Source organism: uncultured Oscillibacter sp. (assembly GCF_910579365.1).
Classification (GTDB): Bacteria; Bacillota; Clostridia; order Oscillospirales; family Oscillospiraceae; genus Oscillibacter.
Window position 1 is genome coordinate 13,597 of sequence record NZ_CAJTUX010000019.1, and the last position, 20,639, is coordinate 34,235.

The following is a 20,639-nucleotide window of genomic DNA, read 5'->3' on the forward strand; positions in this document are numbered from 1 at the left end:
TCGGCGCTCCCTCAGCCGTTCCTTGGTTCCCCCCTCCTCCATCGCCGCAGGCGTCACGCCCCCCTTGCTTTTCCACCATTATATCCCATCCGGCGGCTTGAAGCAAGCGCCTCCTGCCCTGCCGTTTCCGGGCCGGAGCCGGCGGGGCTGCCGCGCTTGGCCTCCCCAAGGGCGGGGGCGGATAGCGGCGGGCAAACTGCAAATGCTGCTGGCGGCGGCAAAGCTGCTGAAGGAAAACGAGGCCTCCCTATCCGGCCGGGTCCGGTTCAATGAGGACGTCTGTCCCATCGGCTCCGCCTGTCTGGCCCACTGCGCGGTCCGCTGGATGGAGGAGCATCCGTAAACTCTGCCTTTTGGTAATCTGGGGAAGCCGGACACAGGAAGGACGGCGAGGGGGCTTTGCTCCCTCACTGCCCTTCACGGTTTCTGTCAGATTGACAGAAAAACAGAGCTGTGATACAATAGCTCTTATTCGTTTTCACATGAAACCGGCCCGGCGTCGGACGTTCCGGACGTATGGAACGCCGCCGGGAGGGATACTTTCAAACCGCAGCGGCCTCCGCCCTGCGGAACAGTCAGGAGGAAACCTTAAATCTCATGGCCTATACATATGAATACTTCCAAAAAAGCGCGGACTTCCTCCGGGCAAGGGCAGGCGCGCCGCCGGAAATCGCCGTCGTCCTGGGCTCCTGCCTGGGCCCCTTCGCCCAGACCATCGAAGACCCTGTGACCGTGGATTACGCGGACATTCCCCACTTTCTGCTCTCCACCGTGGACTCCCACGCAGGAAAGCTGATCTTTGGCACCGCCGCCGGACGGAGGGTGGTGTGCATGTCCGGCCGCTTCCACTCGTATGAGGGCTACCGCTTTGAGGAGCTGGTGATTCCCATGCGGGTGATGAAGCTCCTGGGAGTTCGGGCCGCCATCCTCACCAACGCCGCCGGAGCCGTCAACACCGCCTACCGTCCCGGGGACGTGATGGTCCTCTCCGGGCACATCAAGCTCAACGGGGACAGCCCCCTCCGGGGGCCCAATGTGGAGGAATTCGGCCCCCGGTTCTTTGACACCACCCGGGCCTACACGCCGGAGCTTCGGAAGCTGGCCCTGGACTGCGCCGGGGATTCTTCCCTTCGGGTCCATGAGGGAACCTACATGTTTTTCCCCGGTCCCCAGTTTGAGACGCCGGCGGAAATCCGGGCCGCCCGCGTCCTGGGGGCCGACGCCGTGGGCATGTCCACCGTTACCGAGGCGCTCACCGCCGCCCACTGCGGACTGCCCGTGCTGGGCCTCTCCGTCATTACCAACATGGCCGCCGGAGTGCTGAACCGGCCTCTCAGCGGCGCGGAGGTGGACGAGACGGCCCGCGTGATTGCGGAGGAGTTCAGCGTCTATCTGAAAAAAATCATATCTATGATCTGAAACAGGAGGAAACACCATGAAACTGCTGCTGAAAAATTGCGACATTATGGCCGCCCAGGGGACGGGCTTTCGCTGTTTGGAGAGCGCCTGGCTGGGCATTGACGGAGACACCATCGACTACATCGGAACCGAAAGGCCCCAGGAGCGCTATGACCAGGAGAAGGACATGACCGGCCGCCTGCTTCTCCCGGGCCTCATCAACTGCCACGGGCACAGCCCCATGGTGCTGCTGCGGGGCGTGGGCAGCGACCTCAATCTTCAGGAGTGGCTGTTCGGGAAGATCATGCCCATCGAGGACAAGCTTACGGCGGAGGATATCAGGCTTGGAAACCAGCTGGCCCTGCTGGAGATGATCTCCACCGGCACCACCAGCTATTCCGACATGTATTTCGAACCCCAGACCGCCGTGGAAAACGCCGTAGCCTGCGGCATCAAGGCCAACATCAGCCGCCCCGTCCAGTGCTTCAACAAGGACGAGACCTACGCCGAGAATTTCCGGGCCAAGGAGTCCATCCAGCTCTTTAAGGACTATCACGGCGCGGCGGACGGGCGGGTCCGCATCGACTTCGCCGTTCACGCGGAGTACACCTGCTTCGAGCACATTGTGGGTCCCTACAGCGCCGACTGCAAGTCCCTGGGAGGCCGGATGCACATTCACCTCTCCGAGACGAAAAAGGAGCATGACGAGTGTGTGGAGAAATACGGCAAGACCCCCGCCCGGTGGTTCTATGACCTGGGAACCTTCGACTCCCCCACCGCCGCCGCCCACTGCGTCTTTGTGACGGAGGAGGACATGGCCCTGATGCTGGAAAAGGGCGTCAGCCCCATTCACAACCCCACCAGCAACATGAAGCTCGGCAGCGGCTTCGCCCCCATTCAGCGGATGCTGGACCTGGGGCTGAACGTCACCCTGGGCACCGACGGCGCCGCCAGCAACAACAACCTTAATATGATGGAAGAGCTCCATCTGGCCGCAGTCCTTCACAACGGCTACCACCGGGACCCCACCATTTTGAAACCCGCGGAGCTCCTGGCCATGGCCACCCGCAGCGGGGCAAAGCTCCAGGGCCGGGAGGACACCGGCGTGCTGGAGGTGGGCAAAAAGGCGGACATCATCGCCCTGGACCTGACGAAGCCCCACATGGTTCCCAATTTCGATCCCCTGGCGCTGGCGGTCTACTCCGCCCAGGGAAGCGATGTGGTAATGACCATGGTGGACGGAACTATTCTGTACGAAAACGGCGAATTTTTGACCCTGGACGCGGAGAAAATTCTGTATGAGGCCAACGCCGCCGCCAAGCGGCTGAACAGCTGACCGCACTATCTATGGGAGGACCGGCCATATGAAAAACTTTACCTACTCGATTCCCACCGTGGTCCACTTCGGAGAGGGACAGATTCGAAAGCTGGGCGGGGAGATCGCCGCCAGGGCTCACAAGGTGCTGGTGGTTTACGGCGGCGGAAGCGTGAAGCGCAACGGCGTGTTTGACGGCGCCATCCAGCAGCTGAGGGAACACGGCATCCAGTGGGCCGAGCTCCCCGGCGTGGAGCCCAACCCCCGCATCGCCACCGTCCGGAAGGGCGTCCGCCTCTGCCGGGAAGAGGGGCTGGACGGCGTGCTGGCCCTGGGCGGCGGCAGCGCCATCGACTGCGCCAAAGGCATTGCCGCCGGCGCCCTCTACGATGGAGACCCCTGGGACTTTTCCGCCCTGAAGCGCGCGCCGGAGCGGGCCCTGCCCATCTTCACCGTGCTGACCATGGCCGCCACCGGCTCGGAGATGGACGACATCGCCGTCATCTCCAACCCGGACACCAACGAGAAGGAGTCCTTCGCCGGTCCCTGCTGCTATCCCGCCGTGTCCATCCTGGACCCGGTCTACACCTATTCGCTCCCCGCCGCCCAAACGGCCGCCGGCACCGCCGACATCATGTCCCACACCTTCGAAAACTATTTCAGTCCCATCGAGACCTCCTATCTGGCGGACAGTCTGGCGGAGGCAATCCTTCGCTCCTGCATCCAATACGGTCCCCAGGCCATCCAGACCCCCGACTGCTACGAGGCCAGGGCCAACCTCATGTGGAACGCCGCCTGGGCCATCAACGGCTTTCTCGAAATGGGCAAGCCCGTGGCCTGGAGCGTCCACCGCATGGAGCACGAGCTCTCCGCCTTCTATGACATCACCCACGGCGTGGGCCTGGCCATCTTGACGCCCAACTGGATGCGCTACGTGCTGAACGAGACGACCGAGGGGCGCTTCGCCCGGTACGGAACCGCGGTCTGGGGGCTGGACGCCTCCCTGCCCCGGCGGCAGTTGGCGGAGGCCGCCATTCAAAAAACCCGGGACTTCTTTACCTCCCTGGGGCTTCCCGCCGCACTGGCGGAGGTGGGCATCGGTCCGGAGCACTTTGCGGAAATGGCCCGAAAGGCCCGGAACAGCGGGTTTGACAGGACCTTCGTCCCCCTCAGCGTGGAGGACATCGTCAACATTTACCGGATGAGCCTGTAAGGCTCCCAGGTTCACAGGCAACTTTTTCCCTCCTGCCGCATAGACTGGTCAATAGTCTGAAAACCAAAAAGGAGGACCCGCCGTGAGCATACAGAGAACCGCCGCCGGAGACGTGGACGATTTGATTTTCCAGGATTGCTGGCTTCCAAGCGACCGCTAGACCCATTCAGGACGCCGCCCGCCGGCGTCCTGTTTGTTTCCCCTTTGGCTTCAAGGGGCTATTCTCAAGCCCCTCCCAGGACAAAAGGATGAAAGCGCAGCCCGCCGAAAAGAACGTTCGGCGGGCTGCGCTTTGCCCGGAGGGGAGGATTGTGTTTGCCGCTCAATAGGGAAGCGCCGCCTTCCCGTCCATAAAATCCAGCACCCGCTGGCGCTGCTCCTCGTCAGCGATGGGGGCGGGACAGTAGTTATTGGCCGTGCCGCCGGTGTGGACATAGCAGGGAATGATTTCGGAGCGGGTCTCCGTCAGCGTCCCGTCCTCGATTTGGAGGGTCAGGCGGTAGATCACCGTTCTGTTTTTGGGCTGGCGGCTGCCGCCGTAACAGAAGTTGCCCAGGGAGTAGACAATCTCCGCATCCTTGTAGACCTCCCGGAGCTGGAGCACATGGGGATGGTTGCCCAGCACCAGGTCCGCGCCGCCGTCCACCAGGCGGCGGGAGGCCCGGACCTTCCATTCCTCCGGCGTATGGACGCCCTCCTTGCCGCCGTGGTAAAAGACAACCTGAAAATCGGAGACCTCCGAGGCGGCCTTCAGCCGTCTGACGATGGAGCCGGCCTGCCCCTCGTTCCAAAGGCCGTTGCAGATGACGGCGATGCGGTATCCGTTTTTCTCCAGATAAAAGGTCCGGTCATTGTCCCCATAGTCCATTCCGGCGGCGGTGATCGCCTTTACCGTGTCCTGATAGCCCTTGGCGCCATAGTCCCGGGTGTGGTTGTTGGCCAGAGAGACCGCCTCTACGCTGGAAGAGGTGAGGATGCCGGTGTTGGCGGTACCGGAGCGGAACCAGAAGGCGGGGTCGGTGGTCTTCTCCCTGGGCGTCAGATTCCGGTCCGTCAGGACGTTTTCCAGGTTGACCACCGTGAAATCGTCGTCTTCGAAAATGGACCGGACGTTCTGGAGAAAGTACTCCGGTTTCTGCTTTGCCGCGTAGTCCAGAAAATTCCCCGCCGCCCGCTTTCCGTGACCGGAGGCGAGGAGCATATCGCCTGTAAATGTCATGGTGATCTCAAACGAGGCGGGGACCTCCTCCGCCTTCTCCGGCTCCAGGTCCGGTGAAACCGCCGCTGCGGGAAAAACGGACGCCAGCATGAGCGCCGCCAGGATGCCTGCCAGAAAACGCATGCTCCGTTCCCTTCTTTCCGGAAAGAGTGGAAGTCTGGGCGAAAACCTCTTCCAGGGAATCTCTCCGATTCCCCGGGAGCTCCGCCTCTTCGTCCGCCCTCATGGGTCGAGGCTCGGTTCCATTGTAACAGAAGTATTCAAAAAAGGAAAGAACATATTAAAAACACGGGACGGAATCTCTTCCGCCCCACGTTCTTCCATCATCCTTTCTCCGCCACAGCCAGAGCCCGGTAGAGGTCCAGAATGCGGCCAAACAGCGGGTTCTCCGGCTTCAGCCCGGAGTATGCCTCCAGAGCGGCGGCGGGACCCTCCGCCTTGATTTTGGCCAGCAGCTCCACGCTCTGGGGGTCCTCCGGACAGTCGAACCGCAGGGCGGCCGCCGCGCCGAAGAGCAGGTGATCCACCGGCAGACCGTAAGAGGCGGCGGTGGTCAGGGGCTTGATGAGCCGGTCGCCGGGCTCCAGCTTCCGGATGGGCTCCCGGCCCACGCGAAGCACCTCGTCCTCCAGGAAGGGGTTCTGGTAACGGGCGAAAATCTTCTCCACATAGGCGTGGTGTACTTCGGGGTCAAAGCCGAATTCCTTGATGAGGCCCTCGCCGCTTTCGGAGATGGCGGCGTGGACGATCTCGCCAATGGCGGGGTCCGCGATGCTGTCCTTGATGGTGGCGTAGCCCTTCAAATAGCCCAGATAGGCACAGATGGCGTGACCGCTGTTCAGGGTGAAGAGTTTCCGCTCCAGATAGGCCATCAGGTTGTCCGCGAAGGTCAGTCCGGCAATCTCCGGCTTCTCCCCCTTCCAGGCCGCAGCCTCCACATCCCACTCGCAGTAGCGCTCCACGGCAGCGTCCAGGATGTTCTCGAAATTGGGCTTGGGGCAGATGCGGTCCACGGCGCAGTCGGCAAAGCCAACGGTCTCCTCCAGGAAGGCGATCTCCTCCCCGTTCAGGTGCTTGACCACCTCGTTTTTCAGGCGGGTGGTGGTGCGCAGGCCGTTCTCGCAGCAGACCACGTTCATCGGCTGGGTGTTCCCGGCGGCCTTGCGGGCCTGAATGCCGGAGGCAATGGACTTGGCGATGATGGGCAGGACGTTGGGGCCCACGGCGGTGGTGATGAGGTCGCACCGGGCCACCCGCTGGGCAAACTCCGGGGAGGTGGAGAGCACGCCGTCCACGTTGATGATGGAAATTTCCCCGGGCTCCTTGTCCAGAATGTGAACCGTGTAGCCGTGGTCGCGGTTCAGCGCCTCGATGATGGGCTCCACCACGTCGGCGAAGGTGACGTGCCAGCCCGCCTGGCTGAGCAGAGCTCCGATAAAGCCCCGGCCGATGTTGCCCGCGCCAATCTGAATGGCCTGTTTCATAAGTTCCTCCTTAAAATTGAGATTTTTCCAGTCGTAATCGATTTCGCCATAACTTTAAGAACGCCGCCTCGCCCGTGGGACGGGGCGGCGTCTGCGGGGGCGGTTGAGAACCGCCCCTGCGCCTGTGCAGTTTGCGGGAACGGTTCCCCATCGCCCGGTGGGCGAATAGCGAACTTATTTGCCCAGTTTCGCTTCCAGCTCGGCCTTCTGGGCCTCGTAGCCGGGCTTGCCCAGGAGGGCGAACATGTTCTTCTTGTAAGCCTCCACGCCGGGCTGGTCAAAGGGGTTGACCTCCAGCAGATAGCCGGACAGGCCGCAGGCGTACTCAAAGAAGTAGATGAGCTCGCCCAGGGCCTCGGCATTCTTGCCGCCGGTCTCCACGATGACGTTGGGCACGCCGCCCTCGGTGTGGGCCAGCAGGGTGCCTTCCATGGCCTTGTCCCGGATATAGTCCATGGACTCCCCGGCCAGGAAGTTCAGCCCATCGCCGTTGACCTCGTCTCTGGGCACCAGGAGCTGGTGCTCGGAGGCGCCGAGACGGACCACCGTCTCAAACATGATGCGCCGTCCGGCCTGGATATACTGGCCCATGGAGTGGAGGTCGGCGGTGAACTCCACGCTGGCGGGGAAGAGGCCCTTGCCGTCCTTGCCCTCGCTCTCGCCGTAGAGCTGCTTCCACCACTCCAGCATGAAGCGGAAGGCGGGGTCGTAGCAAGCCAGAACCTCGATGGACCAGCCCTTCTGGTACAGCGCGTCCCGCAGGGCGGCGTAGCACCAGGCGGGATTCTCGAAGGAGGCGGTTTTGCAGGCCTCCATCATCTTCGCCGCGCCGCCCATGAGCTGGGCGATGTCAATGCCGGCCACGGCGATGGGCAGCAGGCCCACGGCGGTGAGGACGGAGTACCGCCCGCCCACGCCGTCGGGCACCACGAAGCTCTCCCAGCCCTCCTCGTTGGCCAGGGACTTCAGGGCTCCCCGGGCCTTGTCGGTGGTGGCGTAGATGCGGCCCTTGGCGCCGTCCTTGCCGTATTTCTTCTCCAGCGCGTCCCGGAAGAAGCGGAAGGCCACGGCGGGCTCGGTGGTGGTGCCGGACTTGGAGATGACGTTGACCGAGAAGTCCTCCTCCCCGATGAGATCGAAGACCTCCTGCATCGCGTCGGAGGAGAGGCCGTTGCCCACAAAATAGATGTTGGGCGTCTGCTTCTTTTTCTGGTTGTAATTGGGGGAGCAGAGATATTCCACCACGCCCCGGGCCCCCAGATAGCTGCCGCCGATGCCGATGACCACCAGGGCCTTGGAGTCGCCCTGAATCTTCTTGGCGGCGGCCTGGATGCGGGCGAACTCCTCCTTGTCGTAGTCCACGGGGAGGCGGACCCAGTCGGTGAACTCGTGTCCCAGGCCGGTGCCCTTCTGGAGCTTCTCCTGAGCCTCAGCCAGCCGGGGGGCGGCGGCGTCCTGATAATCCGCAGGGATAAAGTGCTCGATCTGGAAGGATTTTACATTCAGCATGATACAGCTTCCTTTCCGTGAGGTTTCATATTTTTTGTAGCTTCCCGCTAAAAGCGATGCCGAAACCAGTATAACATTTTGGCAAGTCGACGGCAAGACAGGCAAGGGAAAAAGTTGGTAAAAAATTTTTGGAGGAGTATGCGGAGAAGGACTGTGCCGTTCACCGGCAAATCAGAATGCCCTTCATGTAAGGTGTCCGGTTGTGCATGTCCCATATAGCCGTTTTCTCCGCCTCTGTACAGCCCAGCAGGAGCTTGATTTCGGAGTCTCTTTTCAGGAGGTCGACGGTGCAGAGGATGGCGTCAAGGGATTTCCCCGCTGTTCCGGCCCATACGTCGATTCCCCCGCCGTCCATGGAGGAGGTGCCTTTCAGATAGCCGTAGTCGACAGGATACAGGAGATCCGGGTAACGGGGATGGGGGGAGCCTCTGGGCCGGTCGATCACGATTTCCGAGGAGCGGACCAGCCGGTCCAGGGCGGCCCAAAATTCACCATTCAGGTTGTCCAAAAAGCCGCCTCCTTTTTAGGCAAGTTGACAATTGGAACCCACCTTAGTATAATGCAGTAAGGCCGAAAGGCCGCACCGAAACCGCAGAGAAGAAAGGAGGCCATGGGATTCAACCCATCAAAGCGCCAGATCGTCGGAAGAAATTCCGCTCTGCTGCGCCGCCGCCTGCGGCGGCGGCTCCGCCCGCTCCATTCCTTCCTCCTCTTTTCAAGGGAGAGCAGGCTCCCCCTTGAGCAACCCCCACCCCTGCGGGGAACGGGAGACGAAGAACAAAGGACGCGAAAGCGGGAGCTATGAAGCGCGGCGCCGCCGCGCATGTCTCTTCGGGGCCCCCGCGAAAACCCAGCAAAGCGGTTTTCGTGGGGAGAGGAGGGGCAAAGGAGTGGAGCGGAGACCTCGCCAGAGGCCGCAGGCCGGCGGCGGGGACGGAGAGGAACGGATTTCGCCCCGACGACGACGAGGAGGGGGGAGGATCGAGGGATTCGGCGGATGCCCCCCCGTGCCCTGGGCGGGCGCGTGACACGGCTTACAAATACACGGGCAACCGTGGAACAGAAGGGCCGTGACCGTCCTGAGAAGGCAAGTGACTGCGCATTTGTCCTCTTAATTTTCCCGATTAGGAGGAACATATCCCATGTGTGGAATTGTAGGCTTTGTAGGAACACAACATGCGGCCCCCGTACTGCTGGAGGGTCTCCGGCAGATGGAATACCGGGGCTATGACTCCGCCGGCGTCGCCGTCCGGTCCGAAACCCGGGGGCTCCAGGTGCGAAAGTCCAAGGGCCGCCTTCAGGTCCTGGCGGACCTGACCCATGACGGGGCGGACCTGGAGGGCACGCTTGGCATCGGTCATACCCGCTGGGCCACCCACGGCGAACCCAGCGACGCCAACGCCCACCCCCATGTCAGCGGGGACGGCAGGATCGCCCTGGTACATAACGGCATCATTGAAAACTATCTGGAGCTGCGGGAACAGCTCACACGGCAGGGCGTGTCCTTCGCCTCCGAGACGGACACCGAGGTGGTGGCCCACCTTCTGGAGTTCCACTATCAGGAGTGCGGCAACCTGCTGGAGGCCGTGGGCCGGTGCCTCCGGCGCATTGAGGGCTCCTATGCCTTCGGCATTATCTGCTCCGACTATCCAAACGCCCTGATCGCCGCCCGGAAGGACAGCCCGCTGATTATCGGCTTTGGGGAGGGGGAGAACTTCATCGCCTCCGACGCCACGGCCATCCTCCGGCACACCCGGGACGTGGCCTATATGAACGACGGGGAGATCGCCGTGCTGACGGCCCAGAGCGTGGACGTCTTTGACGATGAGCTGAACCCCTTGGAGAAGGAACACAGCCGCATTGACTGGGACGCGGCCTCCGCCGAGAAGGGCGGCTATCCCCACTTCATGTTCAAGGAGATTCTGGAACAGCCGGAGGCCCTTCGCAAGACCATCTCCCCCCGCATCCGGGGGGACCGGGTGGTTCTGGACGACATCTGCCTGACGGCGGACTACGCCCGGGGCGTCTCCCGCATTTATATGATTGCCTGCGGCTCCGCCTATCACGCCGGAATGGTGGGGAAATATACCTGGGAGCGGCTGCTCCGCCGGCCGGTGGAGGCGGCGCTGGCCTCGGAGTTCCGCTACAGCCAGCCCCTGGTGGATGAACATACCCTGGTTATCGCTATCAGCCAGTCCGGCGAGACGCTGGATACCCTGGCCGCCCTCCGGGAGGCCAAGCGCCTGGGCGGGCGGACCCTGGCCATCTGCAACGTGGTGGGCAGCTCCATCGCCCGGGAGGCCGACGATGTGCTTTACACCTGGGCCGGTCCCGAGATTGCCGTGGCCACCAGCAAGGGGTACTCCACCCAGCTGGCGGCGCTGAATCTGGTGGGTCTCTACCTTGCAAACCTGCTGGGAACGGTGGAAGAGGAGACCTATCAGGCGGTCCTGACGGAGCTCCAGGCCCTGCCGGATAAAATGAGCCGCTATCTGGAGAACTATGAGGACACGAAGTACTTCGCCTCCCGTTTCTTCAACCACAGCTCCATCTTTTTCATCGGCCGGAATCTGGACTACGCCATGGGTCTGGAGGGCTCGCTGAAGCTTAAGGAGATCAGCTATATCCACTCCGAGGCCTACGCCTCCGGCGAGCTGAAGCACGGAACCATTTCCCTCATCGAGCCGGGGACGCTGGTGGTGGCCCTGGGGACCTGCGCCGCTCTTTTCGACAAGGCCATGAGCAATGTGGTGGAGGTGAAGGCCCGGGGGGCCACGGTGCTGGCTGTCACCACGGAGGGTTTCCGGGAGCGGATGGAGAAAATCGCCGGCGGGGTGATTTCCGTGCCGGAGACACACCCGCTGCTCCAGCCGTCCCTCTCCATTGTGCCGCTCCAGCTGTTCGCCTATTACGTGGCGCTGCAGCGGGGCTGCGACATCGACAAGCCCAGGAACCTGGCCAAGTCCGTAACGGTGGAATAACCCGCAAAGAGGCAGCCGGACCTTACAGCCGTAAGGTCCGGCTGCCTCTTTGTCAGATCACGTGGAAGTGCTGGAACAGGATGCGCTCCGCCTCGGAGTTCCAGAGGCCGTCGTGGGCGTCGCAGCAGTCCGCGAGGCGCCGGAACAGCGGGTCGGTTTTCCCCTTTTCACGGAAATCGGCGATGGCGGTGAGGGGCATGTCGAACTGGGTATAGGTCAGCTTCTTTCCGCCGGGGATGCCGGGGAGGTTCTTCGTGGTTTCCACAATGGAGTCCATGCCCCCCACATGGGTAATCATGACGGCGGGGCGAATCTTCCCCTCGGCGGCCAGGCGGATGGCCTCTTTCAAATCGCCGGTGGTACCGCCGGTGGTGCCGATGATGTGGGTGGAGGAATAGTGGCAGTTGTATAGGTTGATGGAGGCGGAGAAGTTCTTGTCCGTGGGGCCGGAGAAGAAGTTCATGCACCCGTCGTAGCCCAGCAGCCGGTCCCCCATCTCCGCCAGGGAGCGGATGGAGTTGTAGACGAAAATGTCGTCATACCCCTCCCCGCCGGTAAGCGCCATCAGCTCGGCAAACTCGTCCCGGCACTGGCCGGGGTTGACGTACACCAGGCGGATGCCGTGGGCGGCGGCCAGGGACTCGGGAATCAGCTGCCGCGCCCGGGCAATCCGTTCGTCGGAGAGGTCGGTTACCACGATCATGGCGGGCTTTTTCTCCAGGGTCATGGGGTACTCGATGGCCCCCAGGCCCATGGGGCCGCAGCCGCCCATAATGAGGACGCGCCCCCCCTCTTTGACGCCCATGATGTGCTCATGACTGTGGCGGCTGGTGTGATAGCTGCCGTGGTAGCCGCCCACAACGCAGCTCATGGGTTCCCCCAGGCTGGCTTCGAAATAGCTCTCTCCGTCATAGTGGAGCAGATACCCCAGTTCCATCACCTCCGGCGGGACGACGCAGTAGGTGCACGCCCCGCCGAAGTATGGATAGGAATAACCGGGGGAGGCCAGGCTTCCCTTGTAATTCAGGGCGGGCTGCTGGGCGAATTTCTCACCCGGGCGGAACTGGCCCCGCCACCGCTTCCCGACCTTTACAATATCGCCGGCAAACTCATGTCCGATGATGACAGGGTGTTCGTCCACGTCCTGGGGGCAGCGCTTGTGGGCCTTTCCCTGGACCAGAAGCTTGTAGGTGGACATGCAGATGCTGTCGCTCATGACCCGGACCAGGATTTCGCCGTCCTGGATTTCCGGCAGGTCAAACTCCTCCAGACGGATGTCGTAAGCTCCGTAGAGACGCACACCCTTAGACTTCATGGCAAGAGTCCTTTCTCACTCCAGGCCGTTCAGCAGCTTGTAGAGCTGGTCCACGCTGGCGTTGTCCACCAGCCGGTCGGTGTCCTCCTCGGTCTCGGCCACCTCCACGATCTTGCCCAGGATGCCCAGGTGGTCCTCGCCGGTGGAGGCGATGCCCACCACGAGGCGGACGGTGTCCTCGCCCCACTCGATGCCCTCGGGATAGGTCATGACGATCAGGCCGGTTTTCTTGATGGCTTTCCGGGATTCCTCGGTGCCGTGGGGAATGGCCACATGGCTGCCGATGGCCACGGAGAAGCTCTTCTCCCGGTCCAGCATACCCTGGATATAGGCCTCCTCCACATAACCGCTCTCCACCATCCGCTTGCCAACGGCCCGGATGGCCTCCTCAGGGCTGACGGGCTTGCAGTTCAGGAGGATGTTCTTCTTCTCCAGCAGGATGGGCTGGTCCCCGGCGGCTTTTTCCTCCGCGGCGGCGGCAGGAGCGGGTGCGGGAGAGCCGCCCTTCCGGGCCTCCAGAAGCTCCTTCACCAGCACATTGTACTCCGGCGCGCCCATGAAGTTCTTGATGGGGATGATCCGGGCCTGGGGAGCGCGCTCCGCCGCCCGTCCGGACAGCTCGTGATGGGTAACGACGATTTGGCAGTCGCCGGGAATCTCGCCCACGGGGTAGTGGATGACCTCAATGTCCGTAATGCCCGCGTCCTTGAGCTTGTTGCGGACCATGGTGGCCCCCATGGCGGAGGAGCCCATGCCCGCGTCGCAGGCAAAGACGATCTTGCGCACGTCCTTCGCGGAGACGGAGGCGCCGGTGGAGGAAGCGGAGGGAACGGCCTGGCCCTTGCTGGCGGCCTTGCTGGCGGCCACCTGGGCCTGGGCCTCTTCCAGGCTGGCGTCCTTGCCGAAGAACTTCAGCAGGAAGACGGAAATGAGGAAGCTGACCACGGCGGCGACGCCGATGCCCGCGATGTTGGCGAAGTAGCCCCCTCTGGGGGTCATGAGCATCTCGGCGATGATGCTGCCGGGGGAGGCCGCAGCTGCCAGGCCGCCGCCCAGGGCGGAGAGGGTGAAGATGCCCACGATGTTTCCGATCATGGGGCCCAGGATGACGATGGGGTTCATGAGGACATAGGGGAAGTAGATCTCGTGGATGCCGCCCACAAACTGGATGACGGCGGCGGCTCCGGCGGAGGAGCGGGTCTCGCCCTTGCCCGCCACGCAGTAGGCCAGCAGCAATCCCAGGCCGGGGCCGGGGTTGGACTCGATCATGAAGAGGATGGACTTGCCCATCTCCATGGCCTGCTCCGTGCCGATGGGGGTAAAGACGCCGTGGTTGATGGCGTTGTTCAGGAAGAGCACCTTGGCGGGCTCCACCAGGATGGCGGTGAGGGGCAGCAGGCTCCGGTCCACCAGGAACTCCACGCCCGAGCCCAGCCAGCCGGTGAGGATCACGCAGACGGGGGCGATGACATATATGGACAGGATGGCCAGGATCGCGCCGATGATGCCCACGGAGAAGTTGTTGACCACCATTTCAAAGCCGGCGGGGATATGGCCCTCCATGGCCTTGTCAAATTTTTTGATGCACCAGCCGCCCAAGGGACCGCAGATCATGGCCCCGATGAACATGGTGCTCTCCGTGGCGGCAATCGCGCCCAGGGTGGCCAGGGCGCCGGTGACCGCGCCCTTCTGCCCGCCCACGGCCTTGCCGCCGGTATAGCCGATCAGGATGGGGAGCAGGAAGCGGAGCATGGGTCCCACCATGCCGTTGATGGTCTCGTTGGGGAACCAGCCGTCCGGAATGAAGAAGGCGGCGATCAGGCCCCAGGCGATGAAGGCTCCGATGTTGGGCATGACCATGCCGCTGAGGAACCGTCCAAATTTTTGAACGCGCTCTTTCATAGATAAACGTCCTTTCTCTTGATATGTTTGGGAATCAGGAAGTAAGCGTACCACTTCCCGGCTGGGGAAAAACGCGGAAAAAAGGGGATTTTCAAAACGCGCCCAAAAGGGCCTGGACTTCCTCTCCCGTGGCAAGGCCCCTGGAGAAGGCGGTGGCGGAACCCGCGGCGGCTCCCAGGCGGTGGGCGGCGGCGTAATCCCGGTGCCGCAGCCATCCGGCCAGGAAGCCGGCTACCATGGAGTCCCCCGCCCCCACCGAGTGGCGGACCGTGCCCTCCGGCACGCCCAGATAGCGGCGGACGCCGGTCTCGTCCAGCAGCAGCGAGCCGTCTCCGGCCATGGAGACCAGCACGTTTCTGGCTCCCTGGTTTCGTAAGCTCTCGGCGCAGGAGAGAAGCTCCTCCCCCGTGAGGGAACCCCGTCCAAACAGCTCCCCCAGCTCGGCGCTGTTGGGCTTGATGAGGAAGGGCCGGTAAGGAAGAACCCCCTTCAGAAGGTCCCGGGCGGCGTCCACCACCGTCAGCACGCCCCGGCCCTCAATCCAGGACAGGATTCTCTGGTACGTGTCGCCGGGCAGCCCAGCGGGCAGGGAACCCGCCAGCACCAGCACGTCGCCCTCCTCCAGCCGGTCCAGCTTTTGAAACAGCGCCTCCAGCGCCTCCGGGGGAACGACGGGCCCGCGGCCGTTGATTTCCGTCTCCCCGCCGGAGCGGATTTTGACGTTGATGCGGGTCAGCCCCTCCTGCAAATGGACAAAGTCGGTCCGGATTCCGGCGGACCGCAGCCCCTGCTCCAGCGCCTGGCCGGTGAAGCCGGCCACGAAGCCCAGGGCCACCGTTTCCACACCCAGATTGTGGAGCACCGTGGAGACGTTGACGCCCTTGCCGCCAAAATGCAAAGTCTCGTCCTCCGTGCGGTTCAGGCTCCCGGCGCGGAAGCCGTCCACATGGACCTCATAGTCCAGGGCGGGATTGAGCGTCACCGTGTAGACCACCGCTTACACCTCCCTGATATCCGTATAGTCCCGATACCGCTGGTCCGGCAGGCGGTCCGTGATGATGCAGGCGGCCTCAATGGGAAACATGACCGCCGCCGTCACCTGCCCGAACTTGCTGGAGTCCGCCAGCACGTAGACCGTCTGGGCCCGCTCCGCCGCCAGAGATTTCACCGCCGCCTCCTCCGGGTCCGGCGTGGTGAAGCCCTGGGCGACGGTGACGCCGTTGACGCCCAGGAACGCCTTGGTAAAGTTATACCGGCGCAGGGCCTCCAGCGTCTCGGCCCCAATCAGGGCCATGGTGCCCGCCTTCAGCATCCCCCCCAGCACGTGGGTCCGGAGATTCCGCTCCATCAGGCGGCAGGCGCATTCGATGCTGTTGGTCAAAAACAGGGCCTTGGAAGAGGGCAGATGTTCCGCCATCCTTAAAATGGTGGTGCCCGCGTCCAGAAAGACCACGTCGTCGTCCCGGATCAATCCGGCGGCGTACCGGGCCGCCCGGTCCTTTTCCTCCGTGCGAAGCTGCCGCTTGGTCTCCATGTCCAGCTCCTCGCCCAGGAACTCCGCCGTCATCAGCATAGCGCCGCCATGGACCTTGCTCAGCTTGCCCTGCTTGGCCAGCGCGTTCAAATCCCGCCGGATAGTCGCCTCAGAGGCGCCCGTCACCTGGCAGAGGTCTGTCACCGTGGCGGCCCGCCGCTGGGCCAGTTCCCTGAGAATCCGCTCCGCGCGTTGTTCAGCCAGCATAGTTCACCCCCTCTTTCTGACTGGAAATTATTGCTTTTGGAGTTCTTATTTATAATACCGCCAATAACAATCAAAGTCAATACTATCCAATCAAGTTCGATCACAAAAGCAGGACCGAAAATTTGTGCGGTTTGCCAAAGGTGTGATCTCCGGGACAGAAAGCGGATGCGGCAAACCGGAATGGCGTGCCATTGCCGCCGCCCGGCGCACTTCCATATTCACAGCGCCGGCCAGCAGCCCCGGCAGGCCGGACCGCCCGCCGGACCGCGCCTCCGCGCAAGGCCGGGAAACGTCAAAGGTTCTTTCGCGCACTCGCTGGCGGCAGACTGGAAGTTTCGTCAGCCGTATTCCGCCAGCAGATGGGGATTCCGGGGCCTTCCGTCAATGCTTCTCAAATAGGTATCTTATGTTTCAGCGCGCCAGCGCCTTCAGCTTCCCATACAGAAGAGCGTTGGCCTGGGCGTCCGGCCGGGAAATACCGAAGACCTGGGACAGGTACTCCTGCTTCACATTCTCTCAGCCCCGGCCTCCTTGAGGGTACGGGCAAAGCGGCGGATAGCCTCCTCCGGCCCCGGCTGGTCCGCTGCCATCCCGTCGGTGATATGGGGGATGCGGGCGATGCGGGGGACAACCTTCCGCCCCGGGTTCACCAGCTGGGAGAAGGTCTCCGTAATCTCCCCATTCACCACCCGCACCGCTCCGATCTCCGTGATCTCGGCGGGAGCGTCGCCGCCGGCGGCTCCATAGGTGCCGCTGGTCTCCAGATCGAAGCAGACGAAGGAGTCGAAGTCCGGTTCGGTCCGCTCCGGCATGGACTGGGGGCGGCCATCCTCCAAAACCTCGCAGTCCATGTCCAGCAGGGCAAGCATGTCCACGACCTGGGGCAGCGCTTCCACGCCGCCGCGCAGGCGCAGCGTCAGGCTTCCCTGCCGGAGATTCGCCGAACCGGAGCGTCCTCTTTCCCTCCACCTTACCAATTTCCAGCAGAAAAACCATATACCGGCTGCATAGGGTTTCCAATATTTTATGAACCCTATGCCACTTGCATATGCAGAGATGAAGCATCTTAAACCAAATAGATGTATTTGGACCCGGCAAACCAGTTTGTGGCGTCCTTCCTGGGAAATCCGCCCATTGACTATATTTCATTTCCCCCGTCATGACAGCCGCGTGTAGCTGTCCGCAGCTTCTCGCTGCCGCTGAATTTCGACCATGAGGGGCCCGTGCTGGCCGGCATCCGCCCCGAAGCCTGGCGCCAGGGGTCCGACCTGCATGCGGAAGTCCAAACCGCGGAGCCCAAGGGAAAGGATTTGCAAATTGGCTTCACTCTGGCAGGGACCAAGGTCCGGGCTCTGCTGGACGGGGCGGAGCTCATCCGGCCCGGCGGCCAAGCGGGCCTGTCTTTTCGTATGCGGTTCGTGTATTTCTTCGACGAGACCAGCGGACAGCGGCTGCGGGAGGTAAGCGCGTGAGGCGCCTGCGGCGGGGGGGCGGAAAACACCCCGGGCAACACCCGCTTCAGCGCCAAAGCCTATCTGTATTTGCTGCCGGCCTTTCTGGTTCTGACGGTGTTTGTCCTCTATCCCATCGTGATAACCCTGCGGATGGGCTTTTATGAAAGCTATATCTATCTCACCGGCACCGGCGCGGGCTTTGGCCTCAGTTCCTTCCGCTATGTTCTGCGGGCCCCGGCCTTTCGCCTCGCATTGCGGAACACCCTGATCATTGTTCTGATCGGAGTTCCGATTACCACAGCGCTGGCCCTGGGCTCAGCTCTCTTTATCAACTCGCTTGCCCAGGGGCGCGGAACTTTTCAGACCACCTATTTCCTCCCCTATGTTACCTCTACGATAGCCATTGGCCTGGCCTTCCGCTGGCTCTTCCAGGGCGGCTGGTATATCTATTTGTCATTTTCAATCAACTTTGGACGCTTTTTCGGCAAAAATGTTCTGGCGCCTTTTTGAATATGCCGCTCTGCGGTTTGAATCCAGTGGGACGGTCAAACCCTGTTTACATCTTTTTTGCGACTGCTGAAAATCAGGAGGGTAAAAAGCCTGGAAACTACTGATGCCGTAAGCTTTCCGCCTACGGCATCTAAAGTGGGCTTTTAACTTGGAGCGCGTGCCCACTTTCGAACCTGCGGCTCAGGAAGCAGGAAGGCGGCGTCTCCAAAGCATTGGCATGACCAGCTTCTTCAATATTTATTCTCAACGCACCACAAGACTAATTCGCCTCTGGAGGCTCTATTTTTTGTGTTTCTGGGGAGTATCTAACGAGAGTGCCCGGTGATCCTCGGTTTACACTTTCATCTGACTGATTGCAATTGCGTTCAGTTTGGCAAGCCGTTTTGACTGCGGTATGCCGTCATTGATAAAGACGGCGTTCAAGTTCTCCAGATTTAAGAGACAGACTAATTGCGAAATATTGGCGTAGTCTTGGATGTTTCCTTTCAAATCTGGGTGACTGACCCTCCACTGCTTTGCTGTAATTATAGCATAGCGGAAGCTCTGTATCTACTCAAAGAGTTCCGCAAGAGCAGATAAGAGTTCCAGAACAGGGTCAGGCACCCCCTGCCGCTGAAGCTCTCGTTGGGCTTCCGCATCCCGCAGACCTTGCAGAAATGCCCTGGAAGTTTCTTCTTCGCCATCCTCATCGCCTTCGCTGCCGTTACTATAACATGGATCGGCTGTGTTGTCGCGGGCCGTGCCTTCATGGATGCGCTCACGGATATTTCCGGCCAGTTCCATCTTCGACCAGCCGAGCTGCCCAGCCGCTTTGATATACCATGCCCGCTCCCGGGGAGTCAGCTCCATCCGCATGGCGCCCTCGATCTGTCCCACCCCAGCGCCTCTTGCTGGCTCATAACGGGGTTGACAGCGGCGAGGATGGCGGCTTGCAGGGGTTCCTCCCGGAGCGCGGGGGAGTCGTGGCAGTATTTCGTGCCGTGGTTGATCCGGCTGGCGCAGCGCCATACAGCGAACCGCCGGCCTTTCTTACCCATACGCACCTGCGGTATAGAGTCCCGCGCTCGCCGCAGTATTTTTCATTTTTCAGGATACTGCGGATGCTGCGGCCGGCGAGGTAACTGTCGTAGATATGCACCGCCCCCGCCGCCGGCAAGATGATGAAAGTGCTGGAAGCCGAAAGCGCAGCCGGACACAAGCCGCCTTTTACCGCATAAACCGGGCATGACTGCTGATTGCGCTTAAGCTGTTTATCCCAAAACAAGCTCATAAAGATGAAATGGCATGGGAATACCTATATCGACATAAGTAATATCCACAGTATCCACATATTTAAAACCGTATGACTGATACATTTTGACAGGTATATCATTCCCTTTCAGACAGTCTAACCGTATTGCTTTCCAACCTCTGCTTCTTGCTGTCTGGATTGCATGTTCGACAAGCTGCTTTGAATATCCACGCCCGCCATAATCCGGCAGAACACGAAGTGCGTGCATAATGACTACTTCATTTTTTGCAGCGTTGATTTGCCAGCGAACTGTATTATATGCACTGTCGCAATCATGGTTTAGAATATATGCTGCAACGATTTTATTATCTTCTATGCCGATAAATTGACATCCGCCTTTGATAGATTCCTCTACCATTGCTTGCGAGGGAAAACCACCTTTATCCCCGTTTGGCAGGAAACTTTTTTCACCAAGGACATCACACATTACACTGTAAAAAGACATTAGCTCTGTCAAATTGTCATTTGTAGCCTGTACAATTTTCATTCATTACACCGCCTTAGTATACAGATTTTGACGAAAATAGTTTACCACAGAAAAAATAAACTTTCCATCATCAACTTGAACGACAAGCCTTGATATAAAAGTAAAAATATTATCTTCTATAAAGAAGCGGAAAAGACTGTACGGCCAGCCCCGCCCTATGGTATCATAAATCTACGGAATAGTGGGGCTGGCTGTCGGAAACGGAGGACATTATGCCAAGACAGACCACCCAAAAACTCATTACCGCCCTTTATCCGAGATTGTCGCACGAGGACACGCTCCAAGGCGAATCCAACTCCATAAGCAACCAAGAGAACATTTGTCAAGGGGGATTTCACCCAAAAGATGATATCCCCCCCATAAACTGGAATTTATTCAATTTCCTTTTTTAGAAAAAAGAAACCATCCATGCGCTGAACAAGTTCCCAACCATCGGCTCCCAATTCATTTAATTTTGTTTCAAACTCCTGCGCAACCTTTTCATATTGCTTTGTACTTACAGTTAAAGCAGTTGCAATTGTCAGTACTTTATACTCATATTTTTTCACTTGAAGATCCCTCCATGCAAATGCCGATTTGTCGATTTGTCGCAAGCCAAGTATACCACCAATGGGAATGACATTCAACCCTCATTAACAGATGCTGACAGTAGCAGTAAGCAATACATCGGTATATACCCGGCGCAGCTTGTTGGGGCCGATGGCACCCAAGCCCCGGTGCATTGGTGCAGCTCCGTCCGATGCACAAGCCGCTGTTGGCGTCTGCTGGCCTGTCCATACTGGGCAGGGAAGGGACGCCCGGCCTCCCTCGGAGGATTTCA

The 20,639-nt window shown here is 60.8% G+C and carries 20 protein-coding genes and 1 pseudogene; 7 read left to right on the forward strand and 14 right to left on the reverse strand.

The window, feature by feature from the left end; genetic code table 11:
- Positions 1–202 precede the first annotated feature (202 nt).
- The 4 genes from QZ329_RS06820 (at position 203) to QZ329_RS06835 (ending at position 3,926) form a co-directional block, all read left to right on the forward strand.
- Complete coding sequence (locus tag QZ329_RS06820) at positions 203–343, forward strand: hypothetical protein (RefSeq protein ID WP_295750122.1); 141 nt, start codon at positions 203–205, stop codon at positions 341–343.
- A gap of 173 nt (positions 344–516) precedes the next feature.
- On the forward strand, positions 517–1,419 hold the full coding sequence (locus QZ329_RS06825; protein WP_295750124.1) for a purine-nucleoside phosphorylase: 903 nt from the start codon (positions 517–519) through the stop codon (positions 1,417–1,419).
- A 16-nt stretch (positions 1,420–1,435) separates the two neighbouring features.
- Positions 1,436–2,734 (forward strand): amidohydrolase, encoded by a 1,299-nt coding sequence (locus tag QZ329_RS06830; protein WP_295750127.1) that lies wholly within the window; start codon positions 1,436–1,438, stop codon positions 2,732–2,734.
- 28 nt (positions 2,735–2,762) lie between these two features.
- The gene (locus tag QZ329_RS06835) at positions 2,763–3,926 is read left to right on the forward strand and encodes an iron-containing alcohol dehydrogenase (RefSeq protein ID WP_295750130.1); all 1,164 of its coding nucleotides are present in this window, start codon (positions 2,763–2,765) and stop codon (positions 3,924–3,926) included.
- 322 nt (positions 3,927–4,248) lie between these two features.
- Here QZ329_RS06835 and QZ329_RS06840 read toward each other — a convergent pair whose 3' ends face one another.
- From QZ329_RS06840 to QZ329_RS06855, 4 genes are all read right to left on the reverse strand, one after another.
- Entirely contained in the window at positions 4,249–5,268 is a 1,020-nt protein-coding gene (locus QZ329_RS06840; protein WP_295750133.1) for a CapA family protein, read from the reverse strand.
- A gap of 200 nt (positions 5,269–5,468) precedes the next feature.
- Positions 5,469–6,629: a mannitol-1-phosphate 5-dehydrogenase gene (locus QZ329_RS06845; RefSeq protein ID WP_295750136.1), complete on the reverse strand. Its 1,161-nt coding sequence runs from the start codon at positions 6,627–6,629 to the stop codon at positions 5,469–5,471.
- Positions 6,630–6,803: 174 nt separating this feature from the next.
- A complete protein-coding gene (locus QZ329_RS06850) occupies positions 6,804–8,138 on the reverse strand; it encodes a glucose-6-phosphate isomerase (RefSeq protein WP_295750138.1) in 1,335 nt (444 codons plus the stop codon).
- A 160-nt stretch (positions 8,139–8,298) separates the two neighbouring features.
- Positions 8,299–8,646, reverse strand: a complete 348-nt coding sequence (locus QZ329_RS06855; RefSeq protein WP_365351587.1) for an inorganic pyrophosphatase — start codon at positions 8,644–8,646, stop codon at positions 8,299–8,301.
- Positions 8,647–9,280: 634 nt separating this feature from the next.
- Between QZ329_RS06855 and glmS the strand changes: the two genes are divergently transcribed.
- Complete coding sequence (glmS, locus tag QZ329_RS06860) at positions 9,281–11,119, forward strand: glutamine--fructose-6-phosphate transaminase (isomerizing) (RefSeq protein WP_295750140.1); 1,839 nt, start codon at positions 9,281–9,283, stop codon at positions 11,117–11,119.
- Positions 11,120–11,171: 52 nt separating this feature from the next.
- On the opposite strand, the gene QZ329_RS06865 is transcribed toward glmS, so the two are convergent.
- From QZ329_RS06865 to QZ329_RS06885, 5 genes are all read right to left on the reverse strand, one after another.
- The gene (locus QZ329_RS06865) at positions 11,172–12,434 is read right to left on the reverse strand and encodes a zinc-binding dehydrogenase (protein WP_295750143.1); all 1,263 of its coding nucleotides are present in this window, start codon (positions 12,432–12,434) and stop codon (positions 11,172–11,174) included.
- Positions 12,435–12,449: 15 nt separating this feature from the next.
- Positions 12,450–14,336, reverse strand: coding sequence for a PTS mannitol transporter subunit IICBA (locus tag QZ329_RS06870; protein ID WP_295750146.1), 1,887 nt, complete (start codon positions 14,334–14,336; stop codon positions 12,450–12,452).
- 91 nt (positions 14,337–14,427) lie between these two features.
- Entirely contained in the window at positions 14,428–15,330 is a 903-nt protein-coding gene (gene pfkB / locus QZ329_RS06875; protein ID WP_295750149.1) for a 1-phosphofructokinase, read from the reverse strand.
- A 3-nt stretch (positions 15,331–15,333) separates the two neighbouring features.
- Positions 15,334–16,077, reverse strand: coding sequence for a DeoR/GlpR family DNA-binding transcription regulator (locus QZ329_RS06880; RefSeq protein ID WP_295750152.1), 744 nt, complete (start codon positions 16,075–16,077; stop codon positions 15,334–15,336).
- A gap of 506 nt (positions 16,078–16,583) precedes the next feature.
- Positions 16,584–17,054, reverse strand: coding sequence for a 3'-5' exonuclease (locus QZ329_RS06885; protein ID WP_295750155.1), 471 nt, complete (start codon positions 17,052–17,054; stop codon positions 16,584–16,586).
- 246 nt (positions 17,055–17,300) lie between these two features.
- On the opposite strand from QZ329_RS06885, the gene QZ329_RS06890 reads away from it, so the two are divergent.
- Both QZ329_RS06890 and QZ329_RS06895 read left to right on the forward strand, forming a co-directional pair.
- Positions 17,301–17,549: a TOBE domain-containing protein gene (locus QZ329_RS06890; RefSeq protein ID WP_295750158.1), complete on the forward strand. Its 249-nt coding sequence runs from the start codon at positions 17,301–17,303 to the stop codon at positions 17,547–17,549.
- A gap of 69 nt (positions 17,550–17,618) precedes the next feature.
- On the forward strand, positions 17,619–18,041 hold the full coding sequence (locus QZ329_RS06895; protein WP_295750160.1) for a hypothetical protein: 423 nt from the start codon (positions 17,619–17,621) through the stop codon (positions 18,039–18,041).
- 333 nt (positions 18,042–18,374) lie between these two features.
- On the opposite strand, the pseudogene QZ329_RS06900 reads toward QZ329_RS06895, so the two are convergent.
- From QZ329_RS06900 to QZ329_RS06920, 5 genes and pseudogenes are all read right to left on the reverse strand, one after another.
- Positions 18,375–18,566 (reverse strand): annotated as a pseudogene (locus tag QZ329_RS06900) (KilA-N domain-containing protein); the annotation flags it as partial.
- Between the two features lie 24 nt (positions 18,567–18,590).
- The gene (locus tag QZ329_RS06905) at positions 18,591–18,917 is read right to left on the reverse strand and encodes a hypothetical protein (RefSeq protein WP_295750162.1); all 327 of its coding nucleotides are present in this window, start codon (positions 18,915–18,917) and stop codon (positions 18,591–18,593) included.
- Entirely contained in the window at positions 18,881–19,078 is a 198-nt protein-coding gene (locus QZ329_RS06910; RefSeq protein WP_295750165.1) for a recombinase zinc beta ribbon domain-containing protein, read from the reverse strand. Before QZ329_RS06910 ends, QZ329_RS06905 begins: the two co-directional genes overlap by 37 nt.
- A 213-nt stretch (positions 19,079–19,291) precedes the next feature.
- The gene (locus QZ329_RS06915; protein WP_295750167.1) at positions 19,292–19,819 is read right to left on the reverse strand and encodes a GNAT family N-acetyltransferase; all 528 of its coding nucleotides are present in this window, start codon (positions 19,817–19,819) and stop codon (positions 19,292–19,294) included.
- Between the two features lie 371 nt (positions 19,820–20,190).
- A complete protein-coding gene (locus tag QZ329_RS06920) occupies positions 20,191–20,367 on the reverse strand; it encodes a DUF4177 domain-containing protein (RefSeq protein WP_295750169.1) in 177 nt (58 codons plus the stop codon).
- Positions 20,368–20,639: the final 272 nt, after the last annotated feature.